Here is a 26,073-nt window from a genome sequence, read left to right on the forward strand (position 1 = left end):
CGCCACGGGCCTGGGGCGTTACACGCCGCCCCGGGCCCGCGGCCGTCCGGTACCGGACAACGGCCGCGGAGTCCCGGACGCGGTGGCGTCGCCCGGGCCATTGTGGGAACACTGCGTACGAGGAGGCCGGGGACGGGAGGCGGACGGATGACGGTGACCTCGCCGGGGACTCCCACGGGCCGGATACGGCACACCGTCCTGGAGTGGCTCAAGGACCCGGCGGCCCACTTCCCCGCCGGACGCCACCGCGACCTCGCCGCCACCGGCGTCACCGCGCGCGCCGTCGCCGCCAAGCTGGACCTGCCCCCGCGCACCGTGCGCGCCCACCTCGACTTCCTCGCCCGCCTCGGCGTCCTGCGCACCCGCCGGATCCGCTGCCGCGTCCACTACCGGCGCGACGAGATCCGCATCGCCGAGGTGGCCAGGCTGTTCGAGAAGGGCTGGTGACGGAGGTGTACGCCCGTGACGACCGCGCGGCACGGTGAGAAGGTGGCGCCGATGGACGAACCCGCGGACCTCGTGCCGCTGCACTACGTCTCCCTGGGCGGCCGCGGTCCCGAGGACGTCGTCCCCGACCCGCACGGGCGCGTGCTGACCGGAGTGGCCGACGGGCGCATCCTCCGCGTCCACCACCTCGGCGATCCGCGCACGGCCCGCGCCGAGGTGGTGGCCCGCACCGGCGGCCGCCCCCTCGGCCTGGAACTCCTCCCGGACGGCGACCTGGTGGTGTGCGACGCCGAACGCGGCCTGTTGCGCGTACGCCCGGACGACGGCACGGTCCGCGTCCTCGCCGACTCGGTGGCGGGGGAGCGGCTCCGCTTCTGCAGCAACGCCGTCGCCCTCCCCGACGGCACCCTGTACTTCACCGTCTCCAGCCGCCGCTACCCGCACGAGCGGTGGATCGGCGACATCGTCGAGCACACCGGCACCGGACGCCTCCTGCGGCTGCCCCCGCAGGGCGGCGAGCCCGAGGTGCTGCTGGAGGGTCTCGCGTTCGCCAACGGCCTCGCCCTCGCGGCCGACGGCTCCTTCCTGATCGTCGCCGAGACCGGCGCCTGCCGGCTCCTGCGCTACCGGCTCACCGGCCCCCGCGCCGGCCACGCCGAACCCCTGGCCGACCTCCCCGGCATGCCGGACAACCTCTGGCGCGAGGGCCCCGACGGCCCCGTCTGGGCCGCCCTGGCCAGCCCCCGCGTCCCCGCGCTGCGCCTGCTGCACCGCACCGCGCCGGCCGTCCGCCGCGCCGCCGCCCGGGCCGCCGTGCACCTGCCGTACCGCCCGAGCGGGACCGCCGGTGTCGTCGCCGTGGACGACGAGGGCCGCGTCGTCCACCACCTCGCCCGCCGCCGCTCCGGCTTCCGCATGGTCACCAGCGTCTGCGCCACCGGCGACCACCTGGTGCTGGGCAGCTTCCTGGCGCCCGGGGTCGCGGTCTGCGCCCGGCCCGCCGCCCGCTGACCCGGCGGTAGGCTGGGTTGCGGCCTTGATCGCCCGACGGGGCACGGGCCGGCGAAGGAGACGCGAATCCATGACAGCCCCGGAGACGGAGACCCGCGGCGTCCGCCCCGCACCACCCCGGCGGCCCGAGTGGCGTACGCAGGCGCCCGTCGTCGCGGCCGTGGCGGCCGGCGGCGCGCTCGGCGCGACGGCCCGCTACGCGCTCACGCTCGCCTGGCCCACACCTTTCGGCCACTTCCCCTGGGCGACCTTCTGGACCAACGTCTCCGGCTGCGCCGCCATGGGCGTCCTCATGGTGCTCGTCACCGACGTGTGGGCCGCCCACCGCCTGCTGCGGCCGTTCCTCGGCACCGGTGTGCTCGGCGGCTACACCACCTTCTCCACCTACGCGGTCGACATCCGCCAGCTGACCGGCGCCGGCCGCCCGGGCCCGGCACTGGCCTATCTCGCCGCGACGCTGTGCGCGGCCCTCGCGGCGGTGTGGCTGGCCTCGGCCGCCACCCGCCGGGTCCTCGCCGGGAGGCAGCGATGATCCCATCGACCGGCCGCGCGCTGCGGCTGACCGTCTACGCCGGCGAGAACGCCACCTGGCACCACCGGCCCCTCTACGCCGAGATCGTGCACCGCGCGCACGCCGCCGGACTCGCCGGCGCCAGCGTCTTCCGCGGCATCGAGGGCTACGGCGCCTCCTTGCGCATCCACACCTGCCGCCTGCTCTCGCTGAGCGAGGACCTGCCGGTCGCGGTGGTCGTGGTGGACACCGAGGAGCGGATCCGGGCCTTCCTGCCCCGGCTCGGCGAACTGGTGGACGGCCGCCTGGTGACCCTGGACACGTGCGAGACCGTCCGGTGGACGGAGCCCTCCCGCAGCCCGGACGAAGCGGACCCGGAGGGTAAGAAGTCGTTGTGAACTGGCTGCTGGTCGTCGCGGGCGCCATGGTCGGCGCCCCCTTGCGCTATCTCACCGACCGCGCCGTGCAGGCCCGGCACGACTCGGTCTTCCCGTGGGGCACCTTCGTGGTGAACGTCGTCGGCTGCCTGGTCCTCGGCCTGGTCACGGGCGCCGCCTCCGCCGGCGCGGCCGGTCCCCACCTGCGGCTCCTGCTGGGCACCGGGCTGTGCGGCGCGCTGACGACGTACTCGACGTTCTCCTACGAGACCCTCAGGCTGACCGAGGCCGGCTCCGGGCTCTACGCTGCCGGGAACGTCGTGGCGAGTGTGGCGGCGGGGCTCGCCGCGGCTTTCACCGGAGTCTCACTCGCCGGGCTCCTGTGGGCCTAGGCGCTTGCCGCGCGGCCCGGAACAGTGAGTACTGTCTACAGCACTGTCGACCAACCCTTCCCCAGAACTGGATCCCATGAGCGCCATCTCCGTCGGTCAGGCCGTCGTCCTCGGAGTAGTCGAGGGGGTGACCGAGTTCCTCCCGGTGTCCTCCACCGGTCACCTCAAGATCGCCGAAGGGCTCATGGACATCCCCGTCGACGACAAGTCCGTCGTCGGATTCTCCGCCGTCATCCAGGTCGGCGCCATCGCCGCCGTGCTCGTGTACTTCCTCAAGGACATCCGGCGGATCGTCACCGCCTGGTTCCGCGGCCTGGCCCACCGCGAGGAGCGCTACCACCACGACTACAAGTTCGCCTGGTGGGTGATCGCCGCCACCATCCCCATCGTGGTGGTGGGCCTCGCCGCCAAGCCGCTGATCGACGGCCCGCTCGCCTCCCTGTGGGTGGTCGCCGGCTCCCTGATCATCGGTTCCGGCGTGATGTGGGCCGCCGACCAGATGGGCCGGCACAAGCGCGGCGAGGACGACACGTCGTTCAAGGACGCGATGTGGGTCGGCTGCTCGCAGATCCTCGCCCTGCTCTTCCCCGGCTTCTCCCGCTCCGGCGCCACCATGTCCACCGCGCTCATCCTGGACCTGGACCGCGTCGCCGCCACCCGGCTGTCCTTCTTCCTCGGCATCCCCGCCCTGACCGGCGCCGGCCTGTACGAGCTGAAGGACGCCCTCGGCGCGGGGGTCGGCGCCGCCCCGCTCGCCGTCGGCACGATCGTGTCGTTCCTCGTCGCCTACGCCTCCATCGCCTGGCTGCTGAAGTTCGTCGCCAAGCACTCCTTCAACGCCTTCGTGATCTACCGGATCGTCATCGGCGTGCTCCTGCTCGGCCTGCTCGGCACCGGCACGCTGGCCGGCTGAACCGACACCGCTGATCACGCACGGGGTGCGGATGCCCGTATTCAGGCGCCGCACCCCGTGAATCGTCTCTTGCCCGACGCCTTGACAGGGTCCGCCCGCACCCCGCAGGATCGCTCCCGTGAACCTGTCAGACAGCCAGACAGGTGGTCCCGTCCCCCGGCGTGTCAGCGCCATGGAAGCGGTGCTCGACCACCTCCGCCGCGCCATCGAGGGCGGCCGGTACGCCATCGGCGACAAGCTCCCCTCCGAAGCCGAGCTGTGCCGCACCCTGGAGGTGTCCCGGCCGGTGCTCCGCGAGGCGCTGCGCGCTCTGCAGACCATGGGGCTCACGGTCTCCCGCACCGGCAAGGGCACCTTCGTCGTGGCGAACACCGTGGAGGACCCCACCTTCGGCGACTACGCGGCCAGCGACCTGCTGGAGGTGCGCCGCCACATCGAGATCCCGGTCGCCGGCTACGCGGCGCTGCGCCGCACCCCGGAGAACCTGGACCACCTGGCCCATCTGCTCGACCGCATGGAGCGGGAGACGGACACCACCGCCTGGGTCGCGATGGACACCCTCTTCCACCTCGCCGTGGCCGAGGCCGCCCAGAACCCGGTCTTCCGCCGGGTCATCGAGGAGATCCGCGACGCACTGGCGCGTCAGTCGGCCTTCCTCAACGAGCTGGGCGGACGCCGCGAGCAGTCCAACCGGGAGCACCGGGCGATCGTCGAGGCGCTGGCCGACGGCAGCGAGCACGACGCGGTGGCGGCCATGAGCCACCACCTGGACCGCGTCGAGACGACCCTCACCGACATCGTGCGTCCCCAGCGGACGGACGACCCCCCGACGGAAGGCGGAGCCGAGGCGTGAGCGAACAGCATCTCGAGGACGACACGCGCCCCTCGTCCGGTCATGTCGACGCCGGAGACGCCGGCTACAGCAAGGGCCTGAAGCACCGGCACGTCAACATGATCGCCATCGGCGGGGCCATCGGCACCGGCCTGTTCCTCGGCGCCGGCGGCCGGCTCGCCGACGCCGGACCCTCCCTCTTCCTCGCCTACGCGGTCTGCGGCGTCTTCGCCTTCCTGGTCGTGCGCGCCCTCGGCGAACTCGTGCTGTACCGCCCGTCCTCCGGTGCCTTCGTGTCCTACGCCCGGGAGTTCCTGGGCGAGAAGGGCGCCTACACCGCGGGCTGGATGTACTTCCTCAACTGGGCGACGACCGGTATCGCCGACATCACGGCGGTCGCCACCTACACCCACTACTGGGGCATGTTCTCCGACATCCCGCAGTGGTTGATCGCGTTGATCGCCCTCGCGGTCGTGCTGACCGGCAACCTCATATCGGTCAAGATCTTCGGCGAACTGGAGTTCTGGTTCGCGATCGTCAAGGTCGGCGCGCTCCTCGTGTTCATGTGCATCGGCATCTACCTGCTCATCACCCGGCACCCGGTCGACGGCCACCATCCCGGCCCCGCCCTGATCACCGACAACGGCGGTCTCTTCCCGCACGGCCTGCTGCCCATGCTGCTGATCATCCAGGGCGTCGTCTTCGCCTACGCCTCCGTCGAACTGGTCGGCGTCGCCGCCGGCGAGACCGAGAACCCCGAGAAGATCATGCCGAAGGCGATCAACTCGATCATGTGGCGGGTGGGCCTGTTCTACGTCGGCTCGGTCGTCCTGCTGTCGATGCTGCTGCCGTGGAGCAAGTACTCCGCCGGCGAGAGCCCCTTCGTCACGGTCCTGTCGAACATCGGCGTCCCGGCGGCCGGCGGCGTGATGAACCTGGTCGTCCTCACCGCGGCCCTGTCGTCGCTGAACTCCGGCCTGTACTCCACCGGCCGCATCCTGCGCTCCATGGCGATGAGCGGCTCCGCCCCGGCGTTCACCGCCCGCATGAGCCGCAGCCAGGTCCCGTACGGCGGCATCCTGCTCACCAGCGGCATGTGCGTGCTCGGCGTCGGCCTGAACTACGTGGTCCCCGCCGACGCGTTCGAGATCGTGCTCAACTTCGCGGCGATCGCCATCCTCGCCACCTGGGCCATGATCATGGTCTGCCACCTGCTCTTCTGGCGGAAGACGCGAGCGGGCGACCTGTCCCGGCCGGCCTACCGGCTGCCGGGCTCCCCCTGGACCGAACTCGTGACGCTGGCGTTCCTCGCCTCCGTCGTGGTCCTCATGTACGCCGACGGCGGCGCCAGTCGCACCACCGTGCTCTGTCTGCCGCTGATCGTCGCGGCGCTGGTCGCGGGCTGGTACGCCGTCCGCCCCCGCGTGAACCGCACCTCCACCGGCGCCGGCGCGTGACCCGCGTCCGGCCGACCCCGACCCCATGATGCAGGCAAAGATGTACAGCAGTCCCCCCACCGAGGCACCCCTCGTCCGCGAACCCCTCCACGCCCCCGTCGCGCACCTCGTGCGCGGCGGGATCGTCGAGGGCGTCCACTACGGCTCCGTCGTCGTCCTCGGCCCCGACGGCCGGGTCCGGTTCCGGCTCGGCGACACCGAGGCGGCCTTCTACCCGCGCTCGGCCCTCAAGCCCCTCCAGGCCGTGGCCATGCTGCGGGCCGGGCTGCCGCTCGACGGCGAACTGCTGTCACTGGCCGCCGCCAGCCACTCCGGCGAGGAGCGGCACCTCGCCGGCACCCGGCGCCTGCTGGAACTCGCCGGCCTCGCCGAGGACGACCTGCGCAACGTGCCCGACATGCCGTTCGACCCGGTCGTCCGGGACGCCTGGGTGCGGGAGGGCCGCATGCCCTCGCGGCTCGCCCAGAACTGCTCCGGCAAGCACGCCGCCATGCTGTGGACGGCCAAGCTCAACGGCTGGTCCCTGGAGGACTACCTGGACCCGGCGCACCCGCTCCAGCGGAAGATCGCCGCCACCGTCGAGGAGCTGACCGGCCAGCGGATCGCCCGGGTCACCGTGGACGGCTGCGGCGCCCCGCTGTTCGCCGTCTCCCTGCACGGCCTCGCCCGCGCCCTCGCCCGGATCACCTCCGCCGCCCCCGGCACCCCCGAGGCCAAGGTCGCCGACGCCATGCGCGAGCACGCCGAGATGGCCTCCGGCTCCGGCCGGGACGTCGCCGCGCTCATGCGGGCCGTGCCCGGACTGCTCGCCAAGGACGGCTTCGAGGGCGTACAGGCCGCCGCGCTGCCCGACGGCACGGCCGTCGCCGTGAAGATCGCCGACGGGGCGAACCGGGCGCGGATACCGGTCGCCGCGGCCGCGCTCGCGCGCGCGGGCGTCGATGCCGGGCTGCTGACCGAGTTCGCCGGGGAGCCGCTGCTCGGCGGCGGGGAGCCGGTGGGGTGCGTGCGGCCGGTGCGGGCGCTGGACCCGGTTCCGGTCACCGCGTAGCGCTCCGTCCCGCCCGGCGCCCCGGCCAGGGGCGCCCTCACCTCCGTACCCCAGAAAGAGACCTCATGACCGCCGCCACCCGCAGCGAACACGACCTGCTCGGCGACCGCGACGTGCCCGCCGACGCGTACTGGGGCATCCACACCCTGCGCGCGACGGAGAACTTCCCCATCACCGGCACCCCGATCTCCGCCTACCCGCACCTCATCGACGCCTTGGCCGCCGTCAAGGAGGCCGCCGCCCTCGCCAACGAGGAACTCGGCCTGCTGGCGCCCGCGAAGGCCGCCGCGATCGTCGCCGCCTGCCGCGAGATCCGCGCCGGGAAGCTGCACGACCAGTTCGTCGTGGACGTCGTCCAGGGCGGCGCCGGCACCTCCACGAACATGAACGCCAACGAGGTCGTGGCCAACCGCGCGCTGGAGCTGATGGGCCACGCCAAGGGGCAGTACGCGTATCTGCATCCCAACGAGGACGTCAACCTGAGCCAGTCGACCAACGACGTCTACCCGACAGCCGTCAAGATCGCGACGGTCTTCGCGGTACACGGACTGCTCAAGTCGATGTCCGTACTGCAGGACGCCTTCGCCCGGAAGGCCGTCGAGTTCCGTGACGTGCTCAAGATGGGCCGCACACAGTTGCAGGACGCGGTCCCCATGACGCTCGGCCAGGAGTTCTCCGCGTTCGCCGTCATGATCGAGGAGGACCGCAGCCGTCTCGCCGAGGCCGTCGAGCTGATCCATGAGATCAACCTCGGCGCCACGGCCATCGGCACCGGCCTCAACGCACCGGCCGGCTACGCCGAGGCCGCCCGCCGCCACCTGTCCGCCCTCACCGGCCTGCCGCTGGTGACGGCCGCCAACCTGGTCGAGGCCACGCAGGACTGCGGCGCCTTCGTCCAGATGTCGGGCGTCCTGAAGCGGGTCGCGGTCAAGCTCTCCAAGAGCTGCAACGACCTGCGCCTGCTGTCCTCCGGTCCGCGCGCGGGCCTCGGCGAGATCAACCTGCCGCCGGTGCAGGCCGGCTCCTCGATCATGCCGGGCAAGGTCAACCCGGTCATCCCCGAGGTGGTCAACCAGGTCGCGTTCGAGGTGATCGGCAACGACGTCGCCATCACCATGGCCGCCGAGGCCGGGCAGCTCCAGCTCAACGCCTTCGAGCCGATCATCCTGCACTCCCTGTCGGAGTCCATCACCCACCTGCAGAGCGCCTGCCGCACGCTGGCCGAGCGCTGCGTGCAGGGCATCACCGCCAACACCGAGCGGCTGCGCGCGACCGTCGAGAACTCCATCGGCCTGGTCACCGCGCTCAACCCGCACATCGGCTACACGGCCGCCACCGACATCGCCAAGGAGGCCCTCGCCACCGGCCGCGGCGTGGCCGAACTGGTGCTGGAGAAGGGCCTGCTGCCGGCCGGCCGGCTGGCCGAGCTGCTGCGCCCGGAGGTCGTCGCGGGCAGCGGCGCACCGGCCGCCTGACCTGCGGCGAGGACACCACGACACGGCCCCGGGACCGGCCGGGAGGCACAATGGTGATCATGACAACGACGTCGTCCGCCACCTTCCTGCCGGTCCTGGAGCGCATCGCCGAGGAGATCAGCCACACGCCCGGGCGCGGCCGTCCCGCCGACTACATCCCGGCCCTCGCGGCCCGCGACCCGCGCAGCTTCGGCATGGCCGTCGCCGAGCCGGACGGCACGGTGTACGGGGTGGGGGACTGGCGGCAGCCGTTCTCCGCGCAGTCGATCACCAAGGTGTTCACGCTCGCCCTGGACCTGGCCCGGGAAGGCGACGAACTCTGGGAGCACGTGGGCCGCGAACCCTCCGGCAACCCGTTCAACTCCCTGGTCCAGCTCGAGTACGAGAACGGCATCCCGCGCAATCCCTTCATCAACGCGGGCGCCCTCGTCGTCACCGACCGCCTGCAGACCCGTACCGGGGACGCCGCCGGCGAGCTGCTCGCCTTCCTGCGCGCCGAGAGCGGCAACCCGGCGCTCGACTTCGACACCGAGGTCGCCGCCTCCGAGACCGCGCACGGCGACCGCAACGCCGCCCTCGCCCACTTCATGGCGTCCTACGGCAACATCGACAACGACGTCCCCGCTCTGCTCGACCAGTACTTCCGCCAGTGCTCCGTCGCCGCCTCCTGCGCCGACCTGGCCCTGGCCACCGGCTTCCTCGCCCGGCACGGCATCCGCGCCGACGGCAGCCGGCTGCTCAGCCGCAGCCAGGCCAAGCAGGTCAACGCGATCATGCTGACCTGCGGCACCTACGACGCGGCGGGAGACTTCGCCTACCGGGTGGGCCTGCCCGGCAAGAGCGGCGTCGGCGGCGGGATCATCGCCGTCGTACCGGGCCGGTGCACGCTGTGCGTGTGGAGCCCGGGCCTGGACGAACGCGGCAACTCGGTCGCCGGGGTCGCGGCCCTGGACCGCTTCACCACACTCACGGGCCTGTCGGTGTTCTGAACCCCGGGAAGGCATGCGCGGACCGCGCCCGGCCGGCAACGGTTTCCCTCCATCTCCTGCCGGTCGCTGACGACCGGCCGGTACCGCTGGGCGGGCGCCGCCGAGACCGGGCCGGCCGCCTCGACTGTGTGTCGAACCAGTCGCTGCAAGGGGTGCTGGCCCGGCTCGGCGAGCCCGGCCGCCCGCTGTGGGCGTCGGCGGTGCTGCCGACACCGTGCGTGGGGGCCTGGCGCGTCCGCCGGGCGGCCACCGGCACGGCGGCCTGCCCGGTCAGGCCGGTCTCCTGGGCGCACCACCTGGTGCGGCTGTGAGCCGGCGACGCCTCCGGCCCCGCCGGATTCGTCGGCGCCAACGCCTGCGTCCGGGTCTCGCCGGACCTGCTGTCCGGCCTGCCGGCGGGTCAGCCCCGGGCCGCCCTGCCGCCTTTGGCCCGCAACGCCAGCGCCACCGCTCCCGCGCCGAGCCCTGAGAGCCCCGCGACGACGGCGGCGGGGGACCACCCGGAGTCGTCGTCCGAGGCCGGTGGTCCCGCCGCCGCGACCGGCAGGGCCGGCGGCTCGGCACGGGAGGGCGGGCGCAGCCCGTCCAGCGAACCCACCGGGTCCACCTCGCCGGCGGCCGCGAAGCCCCAGTCGAGCAGCGCGCGGGCCTCCTCGTACACGGTGAGGCCGCCGTCGGCCTGCGGGTTCAGCACGCTCACCACGAGGGTGTGCCCGTCCCGGCGTGCCGCGGCGACCAGGGTGTTGCCCGCGTTGCTGGTGTAGCCGTTCTTGATCCCGATCAGCCCCGGGTACGGCGTCACGCCGTCCTCGCCGGTCAGCAGCCGGTTGGTGTTCTCGATGGGGTACGACGAGCCGTCACCGGGGAAGTCGGCCTCGGCGGTGGCGCAGTACCGGGCGAAGTCGGGGTTGCGCAGGCCCGCCCGGCCGAACACCGCCAGGTCGAAGGCGGAGGAGACCTGGCCGGGGGCGTCGTAGCCGTCCGGGGAGACCACATGGGTGTCCAGCGCGCCGAGCGAGCGGGCCTTGTCCTGCATGCGGGCGGCCGTGGCGGCCCAGCCGCCGCCGAGCCGCGCGAGGACGTGCACGGCGTCGTTGCCGGAGCTGAGGAACACGCCGCGCCACAGGTCGGCCACCCGGTAGGTGTGCCCCTCCTCGACTCCGACCAGGCTGCTGCCCTCGCCGACATCGGCCAGTTCGTCGTAGCGCACGGTGTGCCGGAGTCCGCCGGGCAGCACCGGCAGCACGGTGAGGGCGAACAGGGTCTTCAGGGTGCTGGCGGGAGGCAGTTCGCGGTGCGCGTCGTGGGCGGCCAGCACCTCGCCGCTGCTCGCGTCGGCGATGAGCCAGGAGAGCGCCGAGAGGCCGGGCGGTTCCGGTGCGTCCCGGTGCGGCCGGACCTGGGTGCCGGACCGGTACAGCAGGGACGGCCCGGGCATCGCCGCCGGCGGGCGGGGCGGCGCGGGCTCCCCGGCCGGGGGTCCGGCGGCGGCAGCGGCCGGTGTGAGCACCAGCAGGCCCGCCACACAGAGGGAGCAGGCCGACATTGCCGCACGATACGAGAATCCGGTGACCATACGATCAACCTACGAACAGGGTGGAGGTCCCTCACCCTGTCGGGGCCGTTCGGGGCGCCGGGCAACCCAGATGCCGCACCGGACCGTCCCGGCGCGGCCGTCAGCCGGCCGGGAGGGTGGGCCGGATCTGCCGCAGGAACGTGGCGTTGTCGGGGGTGGCGCGCAGCCGTTCGAGCAGGGTCTCCATGGCGGACGGACCGCTCTCGCGGGAGCGCAGGGCGCGGCGCAGTCCGCGGGTCGCGGCCAACTCGGCCGGTTCGAGCAGGAGTTCCTCGCGGCGGGTGCCGCTGGCGTCGAGGTCCACGGCGGGAAAGACGCGCCGGGCGGCCAGCTCCCGGTCCAGGCACAGTTCCATGTTGCCGGTACCCTTCAGCTCCTCGAAGAAGTAGCCGTCGGCGCGGGAACCGGTGTCCACCAGCGCCGTGGCGAGGATGGTGAGGGAGCCGCCCTCCTCGGCCTGGCGCGCGGCGCCGAAGAACCGCTTGGGACCGATCAGCGCGCCCGCGTCCACACCGCCGCTCAGGGTGCGGCCGCCGGCGGCGGAGGCGTTGTTGTACGCCCGGCACAGCCGGGTCAGCGAGTCCAGCAGCACGACGACGTCCTCGCCGGCCTCGACCAGCCGCTTGGCCCGCTCCACGACCAGTTCGGCGAGGGCGATGTGGTCCTTCGGCGAGCGGTCGAAGGTGGAGGCGAACACCTCCCCGCGCACCGAGCGGCGCATCTCGGTGACCTCCTCGGGCCGTTCGTCGAGCAGCAGGACCATCAGCCGGCACTCGGGGTGGTTGCCGGCCACGGCGGCGGCGAGCTGCTGGAGCAGCACGGTCTTGCCGCTCTTGGGCGGGGCCACGACCAGGCCGCGCTGGCCCTTGCCGACCGGTGCGAGCAGATCGGCGACGCGCCCGGTCAGTCCGGCGCCGGGGTGTTCCAGGCGCAGCCGCCGGTGCGGGTGGAGCGGGGTGAGGTCGTGGAAGTGGCGCCTGGCACGGGGCTCTCCGGGAGCGCGTCCGTTGACACGCGCGATCTCGGTCAGGGCCCGCTGGGCGCCCCGGACGCCTTCGACCAGGTCGCCCTTGCGCAGTCCGTGGCGGCGCACGAGCGCCGCCGTGAGCTGCGGATCGGCGGGGGAGGGCAGCAGGTTCGCGGCCCTCAGGTGCCCCTTCCCGTGCGCGTCGATGTCCAGGACGCCGGTGACGAGCGGGGCGGACGGCGCCTGCGAGGCCTCGGGGCGGGGTGCGAGTGCGGTGGTCATGCGGATGTCCTTTCGCGGACGGAACAGGAAGGAGAAGCGGGGGCGGGGCCGCGAGCGGGAGGCGTCTGCGACTGCCTCCGGGCGGCGGGAGGGACGCCCCGGGTACGGCGGAGAAGGCCGTCACGAGGCGGTACCGGGAAGCTGACGCGCCGGGGACCGGGGGATCCCGGGACGGCGGCGAACCGATCAGCTGAGAGAGACTGGCACCGGCGCCCACCTTGGGCGTGCACGAGTGCTGACAGCACGCTACCACTGCTTGGGGCGCGGTGTCCGTGATTCCGTCAACACAGCACCGGAACGTGGCATTCCCGCGGGACCGCACGTCCTCTCCGGACCTGCCGGCCGTGGCACGCGCAACGGCAAGGCGGCGCGGGAGAGTTGGTGGCGTCCGGCGCGGACGCCGGCCGGACCGCGGCGGAGGCGCGTCGTCCCGGCCGGTCGCTCGTGGGAGTGGTCGTCCGGCGTGGAGCGGGCCGCGGCACCCGGGGGTGCGGCACAGTGGGCGGGTGCCTCGCCGACTTCTTCCGCTGGTGGTGGCGGCGCTGGTGAGCGTCGCCGGCTGCACCACCGTCACTCCTGGTCCCGACCCCGCTCCCGCCGGCTCCCGGCGCACCCTCCCGCCGAACGCCCCGGCCGTACCGTCGGTCCTGCGGGCGCCGGCCGGCGATCCTGCCGACCGGGCCGCGCTCGTGCGCACCGGCAAGGGACACCCGGACCGTCCCGGCCCGGCGGCGCGGACCCGCGGCCCCGCGTCCGGCGCACCGGCCTCCGCCGCCCCGTCCCCGGCCACCGCCTCGCCGGCCCGCGCTCCGCGCGCGGAGCACCGGCCGTCCGGCCGGCACCCGGTTCCCCGTCCCCGTACGGTCTCCCGGCCGCCCGCCGCCGTGATGCGCGACCTGTGCCGCCGGGCGGACGGCGTGGCCGCCCCCGAGGTCGTCCGCCTCTGCCGCAAGACCTACGGCTGACGGGCGGGGCGGCGGCCCGCGGCGCCGTCGTAGGCTGCCGCCATGTTCGGTCCCGGAGGTCCCACGCTGCGCGAACTCGCCGTGCAGGCGCTGTCGTCCGTCGAGCACGGATACGACCTGCTCGCGCCGAAGTTCGACCACACCCCCTTCCGCACCCCCGACGACGTGCTGGACGCCGTGGCCGGGGCGCTCGCGCCGCTCGGGCCGTTCACGGACGGACTCGACCTGTGCTGCGGCACCGGCGCCGGGATCCGTCCGCTGGCCCGGCTGTGCCAAGGGAGCGTCACCGGGCTCGACTTCAGCGCCGGCATGCTCGACGTCGCCCGGCACCGGGTGCGCCCCGCCGCCCCGCCCCGGGTCGCCTGGGTACGCGGCGACGCCCGGGCCCTGCCGTTCACCGCCGCCTTCGATCTCGTCGTCTCCTTCGGGGCGTTCGGCCACTTCCTGCCGGCGGAACTGCCGGCGCTCTTCGCCGGGGTCCGCTCGGCGCTGCGGCCCGGCGGCCGCTTCGCCTTCCCGGTGTTCGCCCCGCCCCGCCCCACGCAACCCGGCTACTGGCTGCTGTGGGGCTTCGACACGGTGATGCGGGTGCGCAACGCGCTGTGGCGGCCACCGTTCGTCATGTACTACCGGGCGCTGCGGCCCGGCGCCGTCCTCGGGGAGCTGGAGCGGGCGGGGTTCGCGGTCGAGACGCGCGTCCTGCCCGGGTTCGGCCGGCTGGCCGGCGGCGGCCCGCGCGGCCGGCTGGTGGTGGCCCGGACCGCCGGCGCGCCGGGCCCGGCGGGTCACACCGCGGCGGGCAGGGTGAACTCGTAGACCAGCGCGTCCTGTTCGGCGTGCACCACCAGATCGGTGATCTCCAGCGGGCGCGCGTACTGGTCGTGCACGTGCCGGGTCACCCGGACCGAGGAGGCCTGTGACACGTGGGTGATGCAGTCCCGGTGGTGCAGGCACAGTCCGGCCTTGCGCATCCAGTCGTAGGCCCGTCCCAACTGCGCGGGCGTGGCGCCGTCGGCCCGGTCCCGGTACCGGGCCAGCTCCGCCACCTCGGCCAGGGCCACCGCCGAGAACGAGGTCACCGCCGTCCGCAGCGACCGGCCGTCCGGCGTGACCGACCGGTAGCGGTGCACCAGCGTCGGCCGGTGCGGCGCCAGGTCCAGTTCCCGCGCGTGCTCCGGCGGCGGCACCTCCCAGGTCACCGTCGCCCGGTCGACCGCGCACGGATCCGCCGGCCGGGCGCCCACCGGGAAGGCGAGCGAATCCGGCGACTCCACCGGCCGGCCGGGCAGCATGGCGTGGCTGCCCCGCCGGTCGGTGGCGACCACACCGCCGCGGCGCAGCACCTCCAGCGCCTGGCGGACGGTCTCCCGGCTGACCCCGAAGTGCGCGGCCAGGTGCCGTTCGCCCGGCAGCCGCTCGCCCGGCGGAATCGTGCCGTCGCGCAGCTCGCCGAGCAGCAGTGCCGCTATGCGTCCGTACAGGGGCCGGCCGTCGTCGGGCGGTGGATCGTGCGGGGTGGTGCGGGCCATGCCGCGCCCTCCTGTCGGTGACAAGACGTAGTCGTACGGGTTCGGTGCGCGACCACAATTAGCATTGGTCTAAACCACGAGGGAAGGGTGATCGGTGGTTTCGACCGAAATCCGCCCGCGTCCCACGGCGGTCACCGAGGCGCCGCGACGCGCGCTCACAAGGCGCGGTAGAGGGCGTCGACCAGCGCTGTCTTCCGCGGATCATCGGCCAAGCGGGACCCCATGCGGTTCATCACATAGCCCAGCGACACCCCGGCCTCCGGGTCGGCGAGCCCGCAGGAACCACCGAAGCCGTCATGGCCGAAAGCGCGCGGGTTCGGCCCGTACAGACCTCGGGGCCCGCTCAGCCACAGACCGAGCCCGATCTCGGTGTCCTCCTCCAAGGCCGCGCCCAGCACCAGGTCGCGGCCCGAGCCCTCGCTCTCGCGCACCCGCTCCGCGGCCCCGGCCGGCAGGAACCGCCGGCCGCCGAACGCGCCGCGCCCGGCGAGGACGCCGTACAGCGCCGCCACGGCCCGCGCGGTGCCGTGCCCGTTGGCCGCCGGTAGCTCCGCCGCCCGCCAGCCGGCGCTGTTCGCCTGCGCGGGACCGGCGGCCGGGTTGGTCAGTGCGGCCCGCGCGACCGGCGTCAACTTGCCGAAGAACGCGGCCTGTTCGGCCGGCGGCCGGGCCGGCGCGGGCACCAGCTCGGCCGCCCGGCCGGCCTGCCGGGCCGGCAGCCCCACCGTGAAGCCGCCCCCGAGCGGCCCGGTCAGCTCCCGCTCCAGGAAGGCCCCCAGGCGCAGCCCCGAGACCCGCCGCACCACCTCCCCGACCAGGAAGCCGTAGGTCAGCACGTGGTACCCCGACCGGGTGCCCGGCTCCCACCAGGGCGCCGTGGCGGCGAGCCGGCCGGTGGTCAGCTCCCAGTCGTACAGCTGCTCCAGGGTGTGCGGCCTGCGCAGCCCGGGCAGCCCTGCGCGGTGCGACAGCAGGTGCCGTACCAGCACCCGCTCCTTGCCCTCGGCGGCGAATTCCGGCCAGTACGCGGCCACCGGCGCGTCCAGGTCGAGCAATCCCCGGCCGGCCAGGAGGTGGGCGCACAGGGCCACGACGCCCTTGGTGGTCGACCACACGTTCACCACCGTGTCCCGCTCCCAGGGCCGGGTCCGCGCCGGGTCCGCCCAGCCGCCCCACAGGTCCACCACCGTCTTCCCGCCGACCGTGACCGCCACCGCGGCGCCCAGTTCCCCGCGTTCGCGGAAGTTGTCCTCGAAGGCCTGCCGTACCCCGGCGAACCGCGGGTCGCAGTGCCCGTGGACCGCCGCGGCCGTCCGCGCCGTCCGCCGTGTCTCCTGTGTGGACATGAGGCCTCCGTCGTCGCCGGTGGCCCCGGTCCGCGCCGGCCGCGGCCCGGGGGCGTTCCAGAACGTACGGACTGCCCCGTCCGGAGGGAAGGGCGGGCCCCGGCCCGTCGGCGGGGCTCAGGCGTACGAGCGCAGCCAGCGCACCTTCGCCGCCTCGTGGAACGGGCCGCCGCCCTCGTGGTCGTTGAAGTCGTACACCTCGATGGTCTTGTCCTCGTGGCCCCAGGCGTTGAACGCCGCGAACACGGTCGACGGCGGGCACGTCTGGTCCTCCAGGGCCGCCGAGAACAGCGCGGGCGCCCGGCCCCGGGCCGCGAAGTGCACCCCGTCGAAGTAGGACAGCGTGCGCCGCACCTCGGCGGTGCGCCCGCGGTACGTCTTGAGGAAGAGGCCGATCTCCCGGTACGGGTGGCGGTCGGTCAGGGTCACCGCGCGCGGGAAGTCGCACAGGAACGGCACGTCCGGCGCGACCGCGACCAGGTCGGGGACCAGGGCGCCGACCGCGATCGTGAGGCCGCCGCCCTGGCTGGCACCGAGGACCGCGGTCCGCGTCGCGTCGGCCAGCGGGTGCGAGCGGGCCGCCTCCACCGCGCGCACCGCGTCCGTGATCACCCGGCGGTAGTAGTAGTTCTCGGGCGCCTCGATGCCCCGCGTCATGTATCCGGGGTAGGCCGGTGCCGCGCCCACCGGGTCCGCGGTGGCGCCCCCGCCGCCCCAGGCACTGCCCTGTCCGCGGGTGTCCATCAGGAAGTGCGCCCGGCCCGTCGACGCCCAGAGCAGGCTCTCGTGCGGCAGGCCGCGCCCGCCGCCGTAGCCGAGGAACTCCACCACCACGGGCAGCGGTCCGGTGGCCCCGGCGGGCAGCCGCAGCCAGCCCTTGACGGGATGGCCGCCGAACCCGGCGAACGTCACGTCGTAGACCTCGACCGTGGTCAGACCGGTCTCCACCGGCTCGAAGCGCGCGTCCAGGTCGTGCTCACGGGCCTGTTCGAGCGTCTTCTCCCAGAAGGCGTCGAAGTCCTCCGGCTCGGTGGACTCGCTGCGGTACGCGCGGAGTTCGTCCAGGGGCAGATCGAACAGGGCCATCAACAACCGCCTTTGTGAAGGAAGACTGTGCGGTCTCACCGTACGTGGGTGGTCGGATCACTCGCCAGGGACATAACAGGTCCTGTCACCCCGCCGGAGATTCAACGCTCCAGGTCCGGGATTGAGCAAGCGTTTGCTCCCGGTGGGCGCGCACAGCGGCGGCAGACGCGCAGTGATCGGGTCACTCGCCGGTCACATCCGTGGCTGGGTCCACCGCGGCCCCGTCCGCTCCCACTCCCGCTCCCACTCGGCGAGCCGGTGCCGCAGGGCGATCCGGCGCTCGATCACCCGGGCCAGGAACACCGCCGCCGCCGTGCCGCCCGCCGCGCACAGGCCGACGGTCACCGCGTGCTGCCACACCGCCATGTCGTCCGGCGGCGCCGCCACATTGCGGCCCCGGGAGTCGAACCACACCGAGACCGGCTCCCCGGGGCGGGCCCCGGCGGGCACCCGGACCCACGCCGTCCGGACGACCTGGCCCGGCTCGGTCCAGCGCACCTGGGCGCGGTAGGGCTGCCGGCGCTCGCCCTGGGCCGCGGCGGGCCGCCCGGCCGGGTCGCTCACCACGACGGCCCGCACCTCGTGGCGCTCGGCCCGCTGCACCGCGGCCAGTGCCCGGGCCTGGTCATGGGCGTGCAGCCCGGTGAACACCCCCACCAGCGGCGCGGCCACGCACAGCAGGACGGTGACCACCAGCACCGTCCACGCCTCCACGACGTCCGACCGGCGCCGCAGCGGATTGCGCCGCCAGCGCCAGCCACGCACCCGGGTACGCATGACCACCTCCTCGTCACCGCCGGAGCCGGTGAGCCGGCCGGGCCTGACCGCCGTCCCGCCGCTCCCGCGCACGAGCCTCCACATCCGTCTCGTACCCCGTTCGGCGCACCTCGCGCATGCCGCGAACCGCGAGTTCCGGCCCAAATGGCGCACGGCGGCCACCACGCGCCCCACGATCGCGCGCCGGGCGCCGCCGCGCGACCCGGGCGCCGGTGCGGCCCGCGGGACGAACCGCCTGCGGCCCGAAGGGGTGACAGCGGGTCCCCGTCGGCCTCAGCCGAAGCGCTCGATGCGGATGCGATCCACCGGCTGGCCCGCCGCGACCAGCAGCCGGGAGACGTGCTCGGCGAAGGCGTTGGAACCGCACACATAGGCCTCCCACCCACCGGCCGGCTGCTCGGCCAGGAGCGGCGCCACATGTGCGGCCGTCATACGTCCCACCGGCACACCGGGCGGCGCGCTGCGGGTGAACACGGGGGTCGTCTCCGCGCCCAGTTCGGGCGCGTAGATCAGGTCCTCGGGGCCGCGCGCCGACACCAGCATCCGCAGCGGGACGGTCAGGCCGCGCGCCCGGTGGTGCCGCACCATCGACATCAGCGGAACGACTCCCGAACCGGCCCCGAGCAGCAGCGCGGGCCGGTCGCCCGGCCAGGCGAAGAAACCGCTGAGCGGGCCGCGCACCTCCACCGTGTCGCCGGGCCGGGCCACCGTGTGGAACCAGCCGGAGACCTCGCCGTCCGGCACCCGGTCCAGGGTCAGCTCGATGTGCCCGGACGCGTCCGGCGCCGACGCGATCGAATAGTGGCGCTGCGCCGCGTAACCGTCCGCCGCGGTCAGCCGCAGCATCAGGTGCTGGCCCGGCAGATGCCCCGCCCACGCCGGCACCGCCAGCCGGAACGTGCTCGCGCGCGGCGTCTCGCGGCGGATCTCCGTCAGCGTGGCCGTCTGCCAGCGTGACGCCGCCGGGCCGCTCACGGCGATCCGCCCGGGCACCGCGAACCGCGTCACGGGAGTCGTCGTCTCAGTCACCGGAGTACCGCTGCTCCTCCCACGGATTGCCGCGCGCGTGGTAGCCGTTGCGCTCCCAGAAGCCCGGCTCGTCGTGGTCGAGGAGCGTGATGCCCGCGATCCACTTGACGCTCTTCCAGAAGTACAGGTGCGGCACCACCAGCCGCGCCGGGCCGCCGTGCTCGGGCGGCAGCGGCGCCCCGTCGTACTCCCGGACGATCCAGGCCCGCCCGCCGGTGAGGTCGGCGAGCGGCAGGTTGGCGGTGTAACCGGTGTGGGAGTAGGCGAGGGCATGTGTGGCGGACCCCTGTGGCCGCACCACACCGAAGAAGGCGTCCAGCGAGACGCCGCCGAAGCGCACGCCGAACTTCGACCAGCCGGTCACACAGTGGATGTCGCCCTCGTACGCCGACGCCGGCAACGCGTGCGCCGCGTCCCAGTCCCAGGTGTGCGGGCGCTCGACCAGGCCGTCGACGCGGAAGGACCAGTCGGCGGGGGAGAGGTCCGGGGTGACCTCGGCGGACAGGACGGGCCAGTCCTCGCGCGCGTCGTACTGCCCGGGCGGCAGCCCCGGGTTCTCGACGCGCGGGCGGCCCGTGAAGCCTCGCGTGACGTTCATGGTTCAACCGTACGCTGTCGTTCCGGATGCTCCGCGCCCGGCCGGCGGCCCCATCGTTGCGGCCGTATGAACACTGCCGGGAGGCGGGAATACCGCCCCGGCGCCGCTCCTTGCCGATCGGTGCCGGCCCCGGTGGGCCGGTGACACAGCGAGCGAACGCCGAGAGAAGCGAGGAAACGAGGATGCCCCAGGCCCATGTGACCAGGACCGCGACCGAGGGGGCCGGATGAGCGCCGTGAGCGGCCCGGGCGGCCCCGGCCGGAGCGCCGCCGGCGTCCCGCACGTCCTCGACAACCCGGCCCTCGCCTCCCTGACCGGCCCGCACGCCCGCTTCGCCGAGCGGCGCGGCCGGGTGCTGCGCTACCCCGCCGACGTCTCGCCGTGGCTGGCGCTGCCGGACGACCCCGACGAGCGGGACTGGGCGGACCTCGCCGCGCTGGCCGGTCCCGGCGCCGAGGTCCCGCTGCCCGGCTTCCGCGGCCGGGTCCCGGACGGGTGGGAGATCACCTTCCGGGTCGAGGGCGTGCAGCTGGTGGACGACGGGCTGGCCGCCGCGCCGGACCCGGAGGCGGTGCGCCTCGGCCCGGCGGACGTGCCGGAGATGCTGGACCTGGTGGCGCGCACCCGGCCCGGACCGTTCCTGCCGCGCACCGTGGAACTCGGCACCTACCTCGGCATCCGCCGCGACGGCGCGCTGGTCGCCATGGCGGGGGAGCGGCTGCACCCGCCGGGCTGGACCGAGATCAGCGCGGTCTGCACCGATCCCGCCTTCCGCGGCCAGGGCCTGGCCACCCGGCTGGTCCTCGCGGTGGCGCACGGCATCCGGGAGCGCGGGGAGACACCTTTCCTGCACACCGGCGCCGGGAACACCGGCGCCATCCGGCTGTACGAGTCCCTCGGCTTCCGGCTGCGCCGCCGCACGACGTTCCTGGAGGCGCGGGCACCGCAGCGCCAGACCGACGACGACCGCGAGCCGGTGCCGGTGGCCTAAAGGGCGTTGCAGAACGGCGATCACGACAGGACCCGGCCACCCACGGCAAGATCAACTGCCCGATTGTGCGGCGGTTTCCACCGTCCCGGCGGCGCCTTCGGACCCCCTTTTGCAGGATCGGTCTGCCTTCTGCAACGCCCTTCAGGGTCCCTCGTTCACGGCCGGGACGCCCGCGCGGCCGGCGCCGGGCCGTCCCGGCCGGCGGCCGCGTGGGACGCCGGCGAGGCGGGCCGGGGCGCGCTTCCCGGCTCGGCCGGGCGCTCCGCCGGCGGGCGTCACGGTGTCCTCGGCCGGTGTCGGGGTGCTCCACGGCCGGCGTCCGTGCGTGCCTCGCGCGGTGTCCGGCTGCCGCTCACTCCGCGTCGGCGCCGGCCGGCCCGGCGTTGTAGCGCTCCAGGTACGCCGCGAACCGCACCAGGTCCTCCTGTGGCCACTCGGCGAGCCGTTCCCGGAAGGCCGCCCGGCGGCTGCGGGTGACCTGGGCCAGGATCTCCCGGCCCGCCTCCGTCAGGTGCAGCACCTGGACCCGGTGGTCCTCCGGGTCCAGCCGGCGCTCGATCAGCGCCGCCCGCTCCAGCGCCGCCACCTGCCGGCTCACCGTGGACTTGTCCAGGGCGTAATGGGCCGCCAGGTCCGTCGCCCGGCAGCCGTCGCGTTCCTCCAGGTGCCCGAGCAGGGTGTACGACACCAGCGACAGCTCGGGGTGCATGCGGCCCGCCGAGGCGCGGGCCCGGCGGGCGAAGATGGTCATCTCACGCTGGATCGTCTCGACGGCCGACTCCGCTGCGCTCACGGAAATACCTCCTCCGGGGTTCTAGTTGTATAGTACAACTTGAGATGACAGTTGTATAAGCCAACCTTTGGAGGTTCGCGCGCGATGAGGTCACCGGCACTGCGCCATGTGCTCACGCACCTGATCACCCCGCTGCTGATGTGCATAGGCATGGGGCTCGCCTACATGGGGGCGTTCGTCACGCCCGAGCCGCACCACCTGCCGGTCGCCGTCGTCGGCACCACCCCACAGGCCAAGGTCTTCGCGCAGACGGTCAAGGACACCGGCGGGGAGAAGCTCGACGTGCGCACGGTCGCCACCCGCGCCGACGCCGTCGGCCTGCTGGAGTCCCGCGAGGTCACCGGCGCCTACGTGCCGGACGCCAAGGCCCCCGAGCTGCTGGTGGCGAGCGCCGCGTCCGACATGGGCGCCACGGCCGTGGAGAAGGTCTTCACCCCGGTCGCCGCCCGGCAGGGCGTGCCGCTGAAGGTCACCGACGTGGCCCGGCCGGTCGCCGACGACCCCACCGGACAGGGCCTGTTCTTCCTGCTGATCGCGGTCAGCATCGGCTCCTACGCCTCGGTCGCCGCGCTCGGCGCCGCCGGCGCCGCACTCGCCATGCGGGTCCGCGCGCTGCTCGTCCTCGGTGTCTCCGCGGTGGTCGGCGGCATCGGCGCGCTGCTCGCCGGACCGGTGTTCCACCTCGCCCACCACGACCTCGCGGGCGTGTGGGGGATGGCCTGGGTGTACTCGGCGGGCATCCTGTTCATCGGCGTCGGCCTGCACACGTTCCTGAAGCGGTGGACCACGCTGACCATGATGGTGCTGTTCGTGATGCTGAACTTCACCAGTTCCGGCGGGCTGTTCCGGCCCGAGCTGCAGAACGGCTTCTTCGGCACCCTGCACGCCTTCTGGAACGGCGCCGGCTTCGTCGAGGGCGTCCGCAGCCTGCTGTACTTCGGCAACGACGGCCTCGCCCGCGACGTGTGGACCCTGGTGCTCTGGCTGCTGGCCGGCATCGTGGTGACCGCGGTCGCCGCCCTGTACGAGCGCACCGTCCGGGCCCGCCGGGAAGCCGCCGGTCCCGAGAGCGAGGCCGCGCACGCGGGAACCGGGACCGGACGCACGGGCCCGCGGCACGCCAAGGACGAGGCCGCGCGGGAAGCCGCGGAAGAGGCCGAGGAAGAGGCCGAGGAGTCGGTCGGCGTCTGACCAACTCCCCGTGGGCCACAGGCCGTCGCGGGCCGTGGGGTAAGGTGGCCGTCCGGCCGCGGGACCCGCGGCCCTCGAGGACGAGGAGGTGAGACCCATTACCGCTGTGTCGGCTGGGGTGCTCTCTCCTCGTGACGGCGCGGTACGCCGGTAGCGGTGACCGCGGGAGCGCCCTGAAGTCTCGCGCTCCCGAAAGGCTTTCGGCTTCCATGCCCGTCCCCGCTCCCTTCACCCCGCTCACCCCGTCCGCCGTCGTCTCCGCGCTGCGCGCCGCCGGATGCGTCTTCGCCGAGGACGAGGCCGAGTTGATCCTCGCCACCGCCCGTACCCCCGAGGAGGCGGCCCGCATGGTGGACCGGCGCGCCGCCGGGCTGCCGCTCGAACAGGTCCTCGGCTGGGCCGGGTTCCACGGGCTGCGGATCGCGGTGGAACCGGGGGTGTTCGTGCCCCGCCGCCGTACCGAGTTCCTGGCCGAACAGGCCCTGGCCGCCGCGCCGGACGCGACCGTCGTCGTGGACCTGTGCTGCGGTTCCGGCGCGCTCGGCGCCGCCCTCGCCCACGCCCTGGACGGCGCGGAGGTGCACGCCGCCGACATCGACCCCGCCGCCGTACGCTGCGCCCGCCGCAACCTCGCCCCCTTCGGCGGCCGGGCCCATCAAGGCGACCTCTACGACGCCCTGCCCGCCGGCCTGCGCGGCCGGGTGGGCCTGCTGACGGCCAACGTGCCCTACGTCCCCACCGCCGAGGTGGCCCTGCTTCCCGCGGAGGCCCGCGACCACGAACCGCCGGCCGCCCTGGACGGCGGAGCCGACGGACTCGACGTGCTGCGCCGGGTCGCCGCCGGGGCGTCCGAATGGCTCGCCCCCGGCGGCTGCCTGCTGACCGAGACCAGCGAACGCCAGGCACCGGCCGCCGTACGGGTCCTCACCGACGCGGGCCTGACCGCCCGTCTGGCGGTGGACGAGGACCGGCACGCGCACGTGGCCATCGGCATACGGCCTCCCGAGACCGCCCCGTAACGCCGTGAGCATCCCCTACAGGGCCGGGCACGGCCGGAGCCGGTCCGCACCTCCCCCGGCCGCACGGCCCCGGACGCCGCCGGCATCAAGGCCCGCGCCGCGTCCCGGCTCGTCCGGTCGAGGTCGCGCCCGCCGCTACGGCAGCTCCTGCGCCCGGGCGATGAGCAGGGCCACGTCGTCGTGGTTGTCCGGGTGGCGGAGGGTGCGCAGGAGGTGGTCGCAGGTCTCCTCCAGCGGGCGGGCGGGGTCGTCGAGCAGGGTGAGCAGCAGGGCCAGCCGTTCGTCCAGCGAGTGGGAGCGGGTCTCCACCAGCCCGTCGGTGTAGAACACCAGCTCGTCGCCGGGCTCGAAATCGACCGTGACGGTGCGGAAGCCGACCCCGCCCACCCCGAGCGGCACTCCGGTCGGCAGGTCGAGCAGCTCCGGCGGGCGTCCGGGCCGGACCCGGGCCGGCGGCAGATGGCCGGCGTTGGCGATCCGGCACTGGCGCAGACGCGGGTCGTGGACGGCGTAGACACAGGTCGCGATGGAGTGGTCCAGGGCCGAGGTCGTCTTGTCCAGGTGCTCCAGCAGCCGGGCCGGGTCGAGATCGAGCGCGGCCAGGGTGGTGGTCGCGGTGCGCAGCCGGCCCATCGTGGCGGCGGCGCTGACCCCGCTGCCCATCACGTCCCCCACGACCAGCGCGGTCTTGCCGCCCTCCAGCGGGATGACGTCGAACCAGTCGCCGCCCACCTCGCTGGTGGCGCCGGCCGGCTGGTAGCGGGAGGCCACCTCCAGTCCGGTGGTGACCGGTGGATGGCTGGGCAGCAGGCTGCGCTGGAGGGTGAGCGCGGTGTTGCGGGCGTTCTGGTACCAGCGCGCGTTGTCGATCTGCACGGCCGCGCGGGCCGCCAGCTCCCGCGCCAGCAGGACGTCGTCCTCGTCGAACGGCGCCGGATTGCGGGTCCGCTTCAGGTCCAGCGCGCCCAGCACCTCACCGCGCGCGATCAGCGGCACCGCGAGGTAGGAGTGCAGACCCGCCCGGCCGAGCAGCACGGCCGCCTCGGCGGAGCGGGCGATCAGCGGCAGGTCCTCGTCCTTCACCCGCGGCACCAGCACCGCCTCGCCGGTGCGCACGCACTCGGTGACCAGCCGGTCCGGCCCGTAGCGGGCGATCTGGCCCGGCGGGTCGGCGGCCCGGACCGCGTCGCTGCCCTCCGCGGGGCGCACGGCCAGCGCCCGGATCACCGCGGACTCCGAGGGCCCCAGCGCGCTGGGCCGGCCCTCGACCACCGCGTCCAGCAGGTCCACCGCCGCCACGTCCGCCAGCTCCGGCACCGCGACCTCGGCCAGCTCGCAGGCGGTGCGCTCCAGCTCCAGCGTGGTGCCGATCCGGGCGGAGGCGTCGGCGATGACCGCGAGCCGGCGCCGCGCGGTCTCCGCCTCCGCCTCGGCCCGGTGCTGCTCGGTGATGTCGACCAGCGAGACGGCCACCCCGAGCACATGGCCCAGGGTGTCCTCCAGCCGGTACAGCGAGTGCGACCAGGTGTGGTCCTCGTCCGGGTCGGCCGGGGTGCGGCCGACCAGCGTGTCGTCGATCAGCGGCACACCCGTCTCCAGCACCCGCCGGGCCACGGCCTCCAGCTCGCGGGCGTTCAGCAGCGGCAGCACCTCCGGCAGCGTCCGGCCCACGTGCTCGGCGGCCGGCATCCCGTTGATCCGCTCCAGGGCCGGGTTGACGGAGACGAACCGCAGGTCGGTGTCCAGCACGGCGTAGCCGATCGGGGACTGCTTCACCATCCGCTCGGACAGCGCCACGTCCTGCTCCAGTCGCCGTACGGTCGACTGGTCGGCGGCCAGCCCGAGCGCGTAGACGTCCCCGCGGTCGTCCAGCAGCCGCATGTTGCGGAACTCCACCAGACGGGTGCTGCCGTCCTTGTGCCGGACCGGGAAGCCGCCCGCCCAGCTCTGTCCGGTGCGCATCACGTCGGCGAACAACCGGCCGACCAGCCGGCTGTGCTCTTCGTGGACCATCAGCCGGGCGGCGTACTGGCCGAGGGCCTCCTCGGCGGAGTACCCGAACAGCTCCGCCGCCTGCGGGCTCCACAGCACGATCCGGCCGTCGGTGTCCAGCACCACCGACGCCACGCCCAGCACGTCCAGCAGGCCGCCCGGCGGGACCGGCCCGCGCGCGGGCTCGCCGCTCTGCGTCACCGGAGCCTCGGCTGCACTCATGCCACGCACCGCCTTCGCCCGTCCGCACGGCCCGCCGTGCCCCGTGCCGACTGCCCTCGTTCTACCGCGCTCACACCCGACTCTCCGCCGCCGATGCCGTTACTCCCTCCACCATCCCTCAACACGGCGGCGTACGTCCGCCGGAGCCGTCGCGCCGGTGGTGCGCGCGGCACGGAACACCCGACGGGACCGTACCGCGCGGGTCCCGCGGGCCGTGAGAGTTCACGCTCATGTTGCGTTGTTGGTCTGTACATG

27 protein-coding genes are annotated in these 26,073 nt (G+C 74.2%); 17 read left to right on the forward strand and 10 right to left on the reverse strand.

The genetic code is table 11. From position 1 onward, the window contains the following. Positions 1–147 precede the first annotated feature (147 nt). From SCK26_RS33250 to SCK26_RS33305, 12 genes are all read left to right on the forward strand, one after another. A complete protein-coding gene (locus tag SCK26_RS33250) occupies positions 148–447 on the forward strand; it encodes a helix-turn-helix domain-containing protein (protein ID WP_318205061.1) in 300 nt (99 codons plus the stop codon). Positions 448–498: 51 nt separating this feature from the next. After that, a complete protein-coding gene (locus tag SCK26_RS33255) occupies positions 499–1,458 on the forward strand; it encodes an SMP-30/gluconolactonase/LRE family protein (RefSeq protein ID WP_318205062.1) in 960 nt (319 codons plus the stop codon). 70 nt (positions 1,459–1,528) lie between these two features. After that, positions 1,529–1,990, forward strand: a complete 462-nt coding sequence (gene crcB / locus SCK26_RS33260) for a fluoride efflux transporter CrcB (RefSeq protein WP_318205063.1) — start codon at positions 1,529–1,531, stop codon at positions 1,988–1,990. After that, positions 1,987–2,367 carry a DUF190 domain-containing protein gene (locus tag SCK26_RS33265; RefSeq protein ID WP_318205064.1) on the forward strand — a complete coding sequence of 127 codons (381 nt, stop codon included), beginning with the start codon at positions 1,987–1,989 and terminating at the stop codon, positions 2,365–2,367. Before crcB (SCK26_RS33260) ends, SCK26_RS33265 begins: the two co-directional genes overlap by 4 nt. Further along, positions 2,364–2,738, forward strand: coding sequence for a fluoride efflux transporter CrcB (crcB, locus tag SCK26_RS33270; RefSeq protein WP_318205065.1), 375 nt, complete (start codon positions 2,364–2,366; stop codon positions 2,736–2,738). Before SCK26_RS33265 ends, crcB (SCK26_RS33270) begins: the two co-directional genes overlap by 4 nt. 76 nt (positions 2,739–2,814) lie before the next feature. Beyond that, entirely contained in the window at positions 2,815–3,651 is an 837-nt protein-coding gene (locus SCK26_RS33275) for an undecaprenyl-diphosphate phosphatase (protein ID WP_318205066.1), read from the forward strand. A 118-nt stretch (positions 3,652–3,769) separates the two neighbouring features. Beyond that, on the forward strand, positions 3,770–4,504 hold the full coding sequence (locus tag SCK26_RS33280) for a FadR/GntR family transcriptional regulator (RefSeq protein ID WP_318205067.1): 735 nt from the start codon (positions 3,770–3,772) through the stop codon (positions 4,502–4,504). Further along, on the forward strand, positions 4,501–5,940 hold the full coding sequence (locus SCK26_RS33285; RefSeq protein ID WP_318205068.1) for an amino acid permease: 1,440 nt from the start codon (positions 4,501–4,503) through the stop codon (positions 5,938–5,940). The genes SCK26_RS33280 and SCK26_RS33285 overlap by 4 nt, the downstream gene beginning before the upstream one ends. A gap of 40 nt (positions 5,941–5,980) precedes the next feature. After that, complete coding sequence (locus tag SCK26_RS33290) at positions 5,981–6,991, forward strand: asparaginase (RefSeq protein WP_318205069.1); 1,011 nt, start codon at positions 5,981–5,983, stop codon at positions 6,989–6,991. A 65-nt stretch (positions 6,992–7,056) separates the two neighbouring features. Continuing rightward, complete coding sequence (gene aspA / locus SCK26_RS33295) at positions 7,057–8,466, forward strand: aspartate ammonia-lyase (protein ID WP_318205070.1); 1,410 nt, start codon at positions 7,057–7,059, stop codon at positions 8,464–8,466. 50 nt (positions 8,467–8,516) lie between these two features. Further along, positions 8,517–9,455 (forward strand): glutaminase, encoded by a 939-nt coding sequence (locus SCK26_RS33300; protein WP_318205071.1) that lies wholly within the window; start codon positions 8,517–8,519, stop codon positions 9,453–9,455. A 128-nt stretch (positions 9,456–9,583) separates the two neighbouring features. Continuing rightward, a complete protein-coding gene (locus SCK26_RS33305; RefSeq protein WP_318205072.1) occupies positions 9,584–9,766 on the forward strand; it encodes a hypothetical protein in 183 nt (60 codons plus the stop codon). Positions 9,767–9,855: 89 nt separating this feature from the next. On the opposite strand, the gene SCK26_RS33310 is transcribed toward SCK26_RS33305, so the two are convergent. Both SCK26_RS33310 and rho read right to left on the reverse strand, forming a co-directional pair. Then, on the reverse strand, positions 9,856–11,031 hold the full coding sequence (locus SCK26_RS33310; protein WP_318205073.1) for a D-alanyl-D-alanine carboxypeptidase family protein: 1,176 nt from the start codon (positions 11,029–11,031) through the stop codon (positions 9,856–9,858). 100 nt (positions 11,032–11,131) lie between these two features. Next, on the reverse strand, positions 11,132–12,280 hold the full coding sequence (rho, locus tag SCK26_RS33315) for a transcription termination factor Rho (RefSeq protein WP_318205074.1): 1,149 nt from the start codon (positions 12,278–12,280) through the stop codon (positions 11,132–11,134). A 506-nt stretch (positions 12,281–12,786) separates the two neighbouring features. Between rho and SCK26_RS33320 the strand changes: the two genes are divergently transcribed. Continuing rightward, a complete protein-coding gene (locus SCK26_RS33320) occupies positions 12,787–13,245 on the forward strand; it encodes a hypothetical protein (protein ID WP_318205075.1) in 459 nt (152 codons plus the stop codon). Positions 13,246–13,287: 42 nt separating this feature from the next. Beyond that, positions 13,288–14,061 carry a class I SAM-dependent methyltransferase gene (locus tag SCK26_RS33325; RefSeq protein WP_318205076.1) on the forward strand — a complete coding sequence of 258 codons (774 nt, stop codon included), beginning with the start codon at positions 13,288–13,290 and terminating at the stop codon, positions 14,059–14,061. Here the strand turns inward: SCK26_RS33325 and SCK26_RS33330 are convergent. The 6 genes from SCK26_RS33330 to SCK26_RS33355 form a co-directional block, all read right to left on the reverse strand. Next, entirely contained in the window at positions 14,031–14,774 is a 744-nt protein-coding gene (locus tag SCK26_RS33330) for a GntR family transcriptional regulator (RefSeq protein ID WP_318205077.1), read from the reverse strand. The genes SCK26_RS33325 and SCK26_RS33330 overlap by 31 nt on opposite strands. 155 nt (positions 14,775–14,929) lie before the next feature. Further along, a complete protein-coding gene (locus tag SCK26_RS33335) occupies positions 14,930–16,120 on the reverse strand; it encodes a serine hydrolase domain-containing protein (protein WP_318205078.1) in 1,191 nt (396 codons plus the stop codon). A gap of 117 nt (positions 16,121–16,237) precedes the next feature. Further along, a complete protein-coding gene (locus tag SCK26_RS33340) occupies positions 16,238–17,206 on the reverse strand; it encodes an acetylxylan esterase (RefSeq protein ID WP_318205079.1) in 969 nt (322 codons plus the stop codon). 192 nt (positions 17,207–17,398) lie between these two features. Further along, positions 17,399–17,983 (reverse strand): DUF3592 domain-containing protein, encoded by a 585-nt coding sequence (locus SCK26_RS33345; protein WP_318205080.1) that lies wholly within the window; start codon positions 17,981–17,983, stop codon positions 17,399–17,401. Positions 17,984–18,256: 273 nt separating this feature from the next. Continuing rightward, positions 18,257–19,012, reverse strand: coding sequence for a ferredoxin reductase (locus SCK26_RS33350; RefSeq protein ID WP_318205081.1), 756 nt, complete (start codon positions 19,010–19,012; stop codon positions 18,257–18,259). Then, the gene (locus SCK26_RS33355; protein WP_318205082.1) at positions 19,005–19,610 is read right to left on the reverse strand and encodes a sulfite oxidase-like oxidoreductase; all 606 of its coding nucleotides are present in this window, start codon (positions 19,608–19,610) and stop codon (positions 19,005–19,007) included. The genes SCK26_RS33350 and SCK26_RS33355 overlap by 8 nt, the downstream gene beginning before the upstream one ends. Positions 19,611–19,836: 226 nt before the next feature. On the opposite strand from SCK26_RS33355, the gene SCK26_RS33360 reads away from it, so the two are divergent. After that, on the forward strand, positions 19,837–20,601 hold the full coding sequence (locus tag SCK26_RS33360) for a GNAT family N-acetyltransferase (protein ID WP_318205083.1): 765 nt from the start codon (positions 19,837–19,839) through the stop codon (positions 20,599–20,601). A 352-nt stretch (positions 20,602–20,953) separates the two neighbouring features. Here the strand turns inward: SCK26_RS33360 and SCK26_RS33365 are convergent, their stop codons facing one another. Next, on the reverse strand, positions 20,954–21,352 hold the full coding sequence (locus tag SCK26_RS33365) for a MarR family winged helix-turn-helix transcriptional regulator (protein WP_318206144.1): 399 nt from the start codon (positions 21,350–21,352) through the stop codon (positions 20,954–20,956). Positions 21,353–21,478: 126 nt separating this feature from the next. Here SCK26_RS33365 and SCK26_RS33370 point away from each other — a divergent pair, with 126 nt between their 5' ends. Beyond that, on the forward strand, positions 21,479–22,585 hold the full coding sequence (locus SCK26_RS33370; RefSeq protein ID WP_318205084.1) for a hypothetical protein: 1,107 nt from the start codon (positions 21,479–21,481) through the stop codon (positions 22,583–22,585). A 209-nt stretch (positions 22,586–22,794) separates the two neighbouring features. Then, complete coding sequence (locus tag SCK26_RS33375) at positions 22,795–23,604, forward strand: putative protein N(5)-glutamine methyltransferase (RefSeq protein ID WP_318205085.1); 810 nt, start codon at positions 22,795–22,797, stop codon at positions 23,602–23,604. A gap of 135 nt (positions 23,605–23,739) precedes the next feature. Here SCK26_RS33375 and SCK26_RS33380 read toward each other — a convergent pair whose 3' ends face one another. After that, positions 23,740–25,818 (reverse strand): SpoIIE family protein phosphatase, encoded by a 2,079-nt coding sequence (locus SCK26_RS33380; RefSeq protein WP_318205086.1) that lies wholly within the window; start codon positions 25,816–25,818, stop codon positions 23,740–23,742. Between the last annotated feature and the right edge of the window lie 255 nt (positions 25,819–26,073).

Source organism: Streptomyces sp. SCL15-4 (assembly GCF_033366695.1).
Lineage (GTDB): Bacteria > Actinomycetota > Actinomycetes > Streptomycetales > Streptomycetaceae > Streptomyces.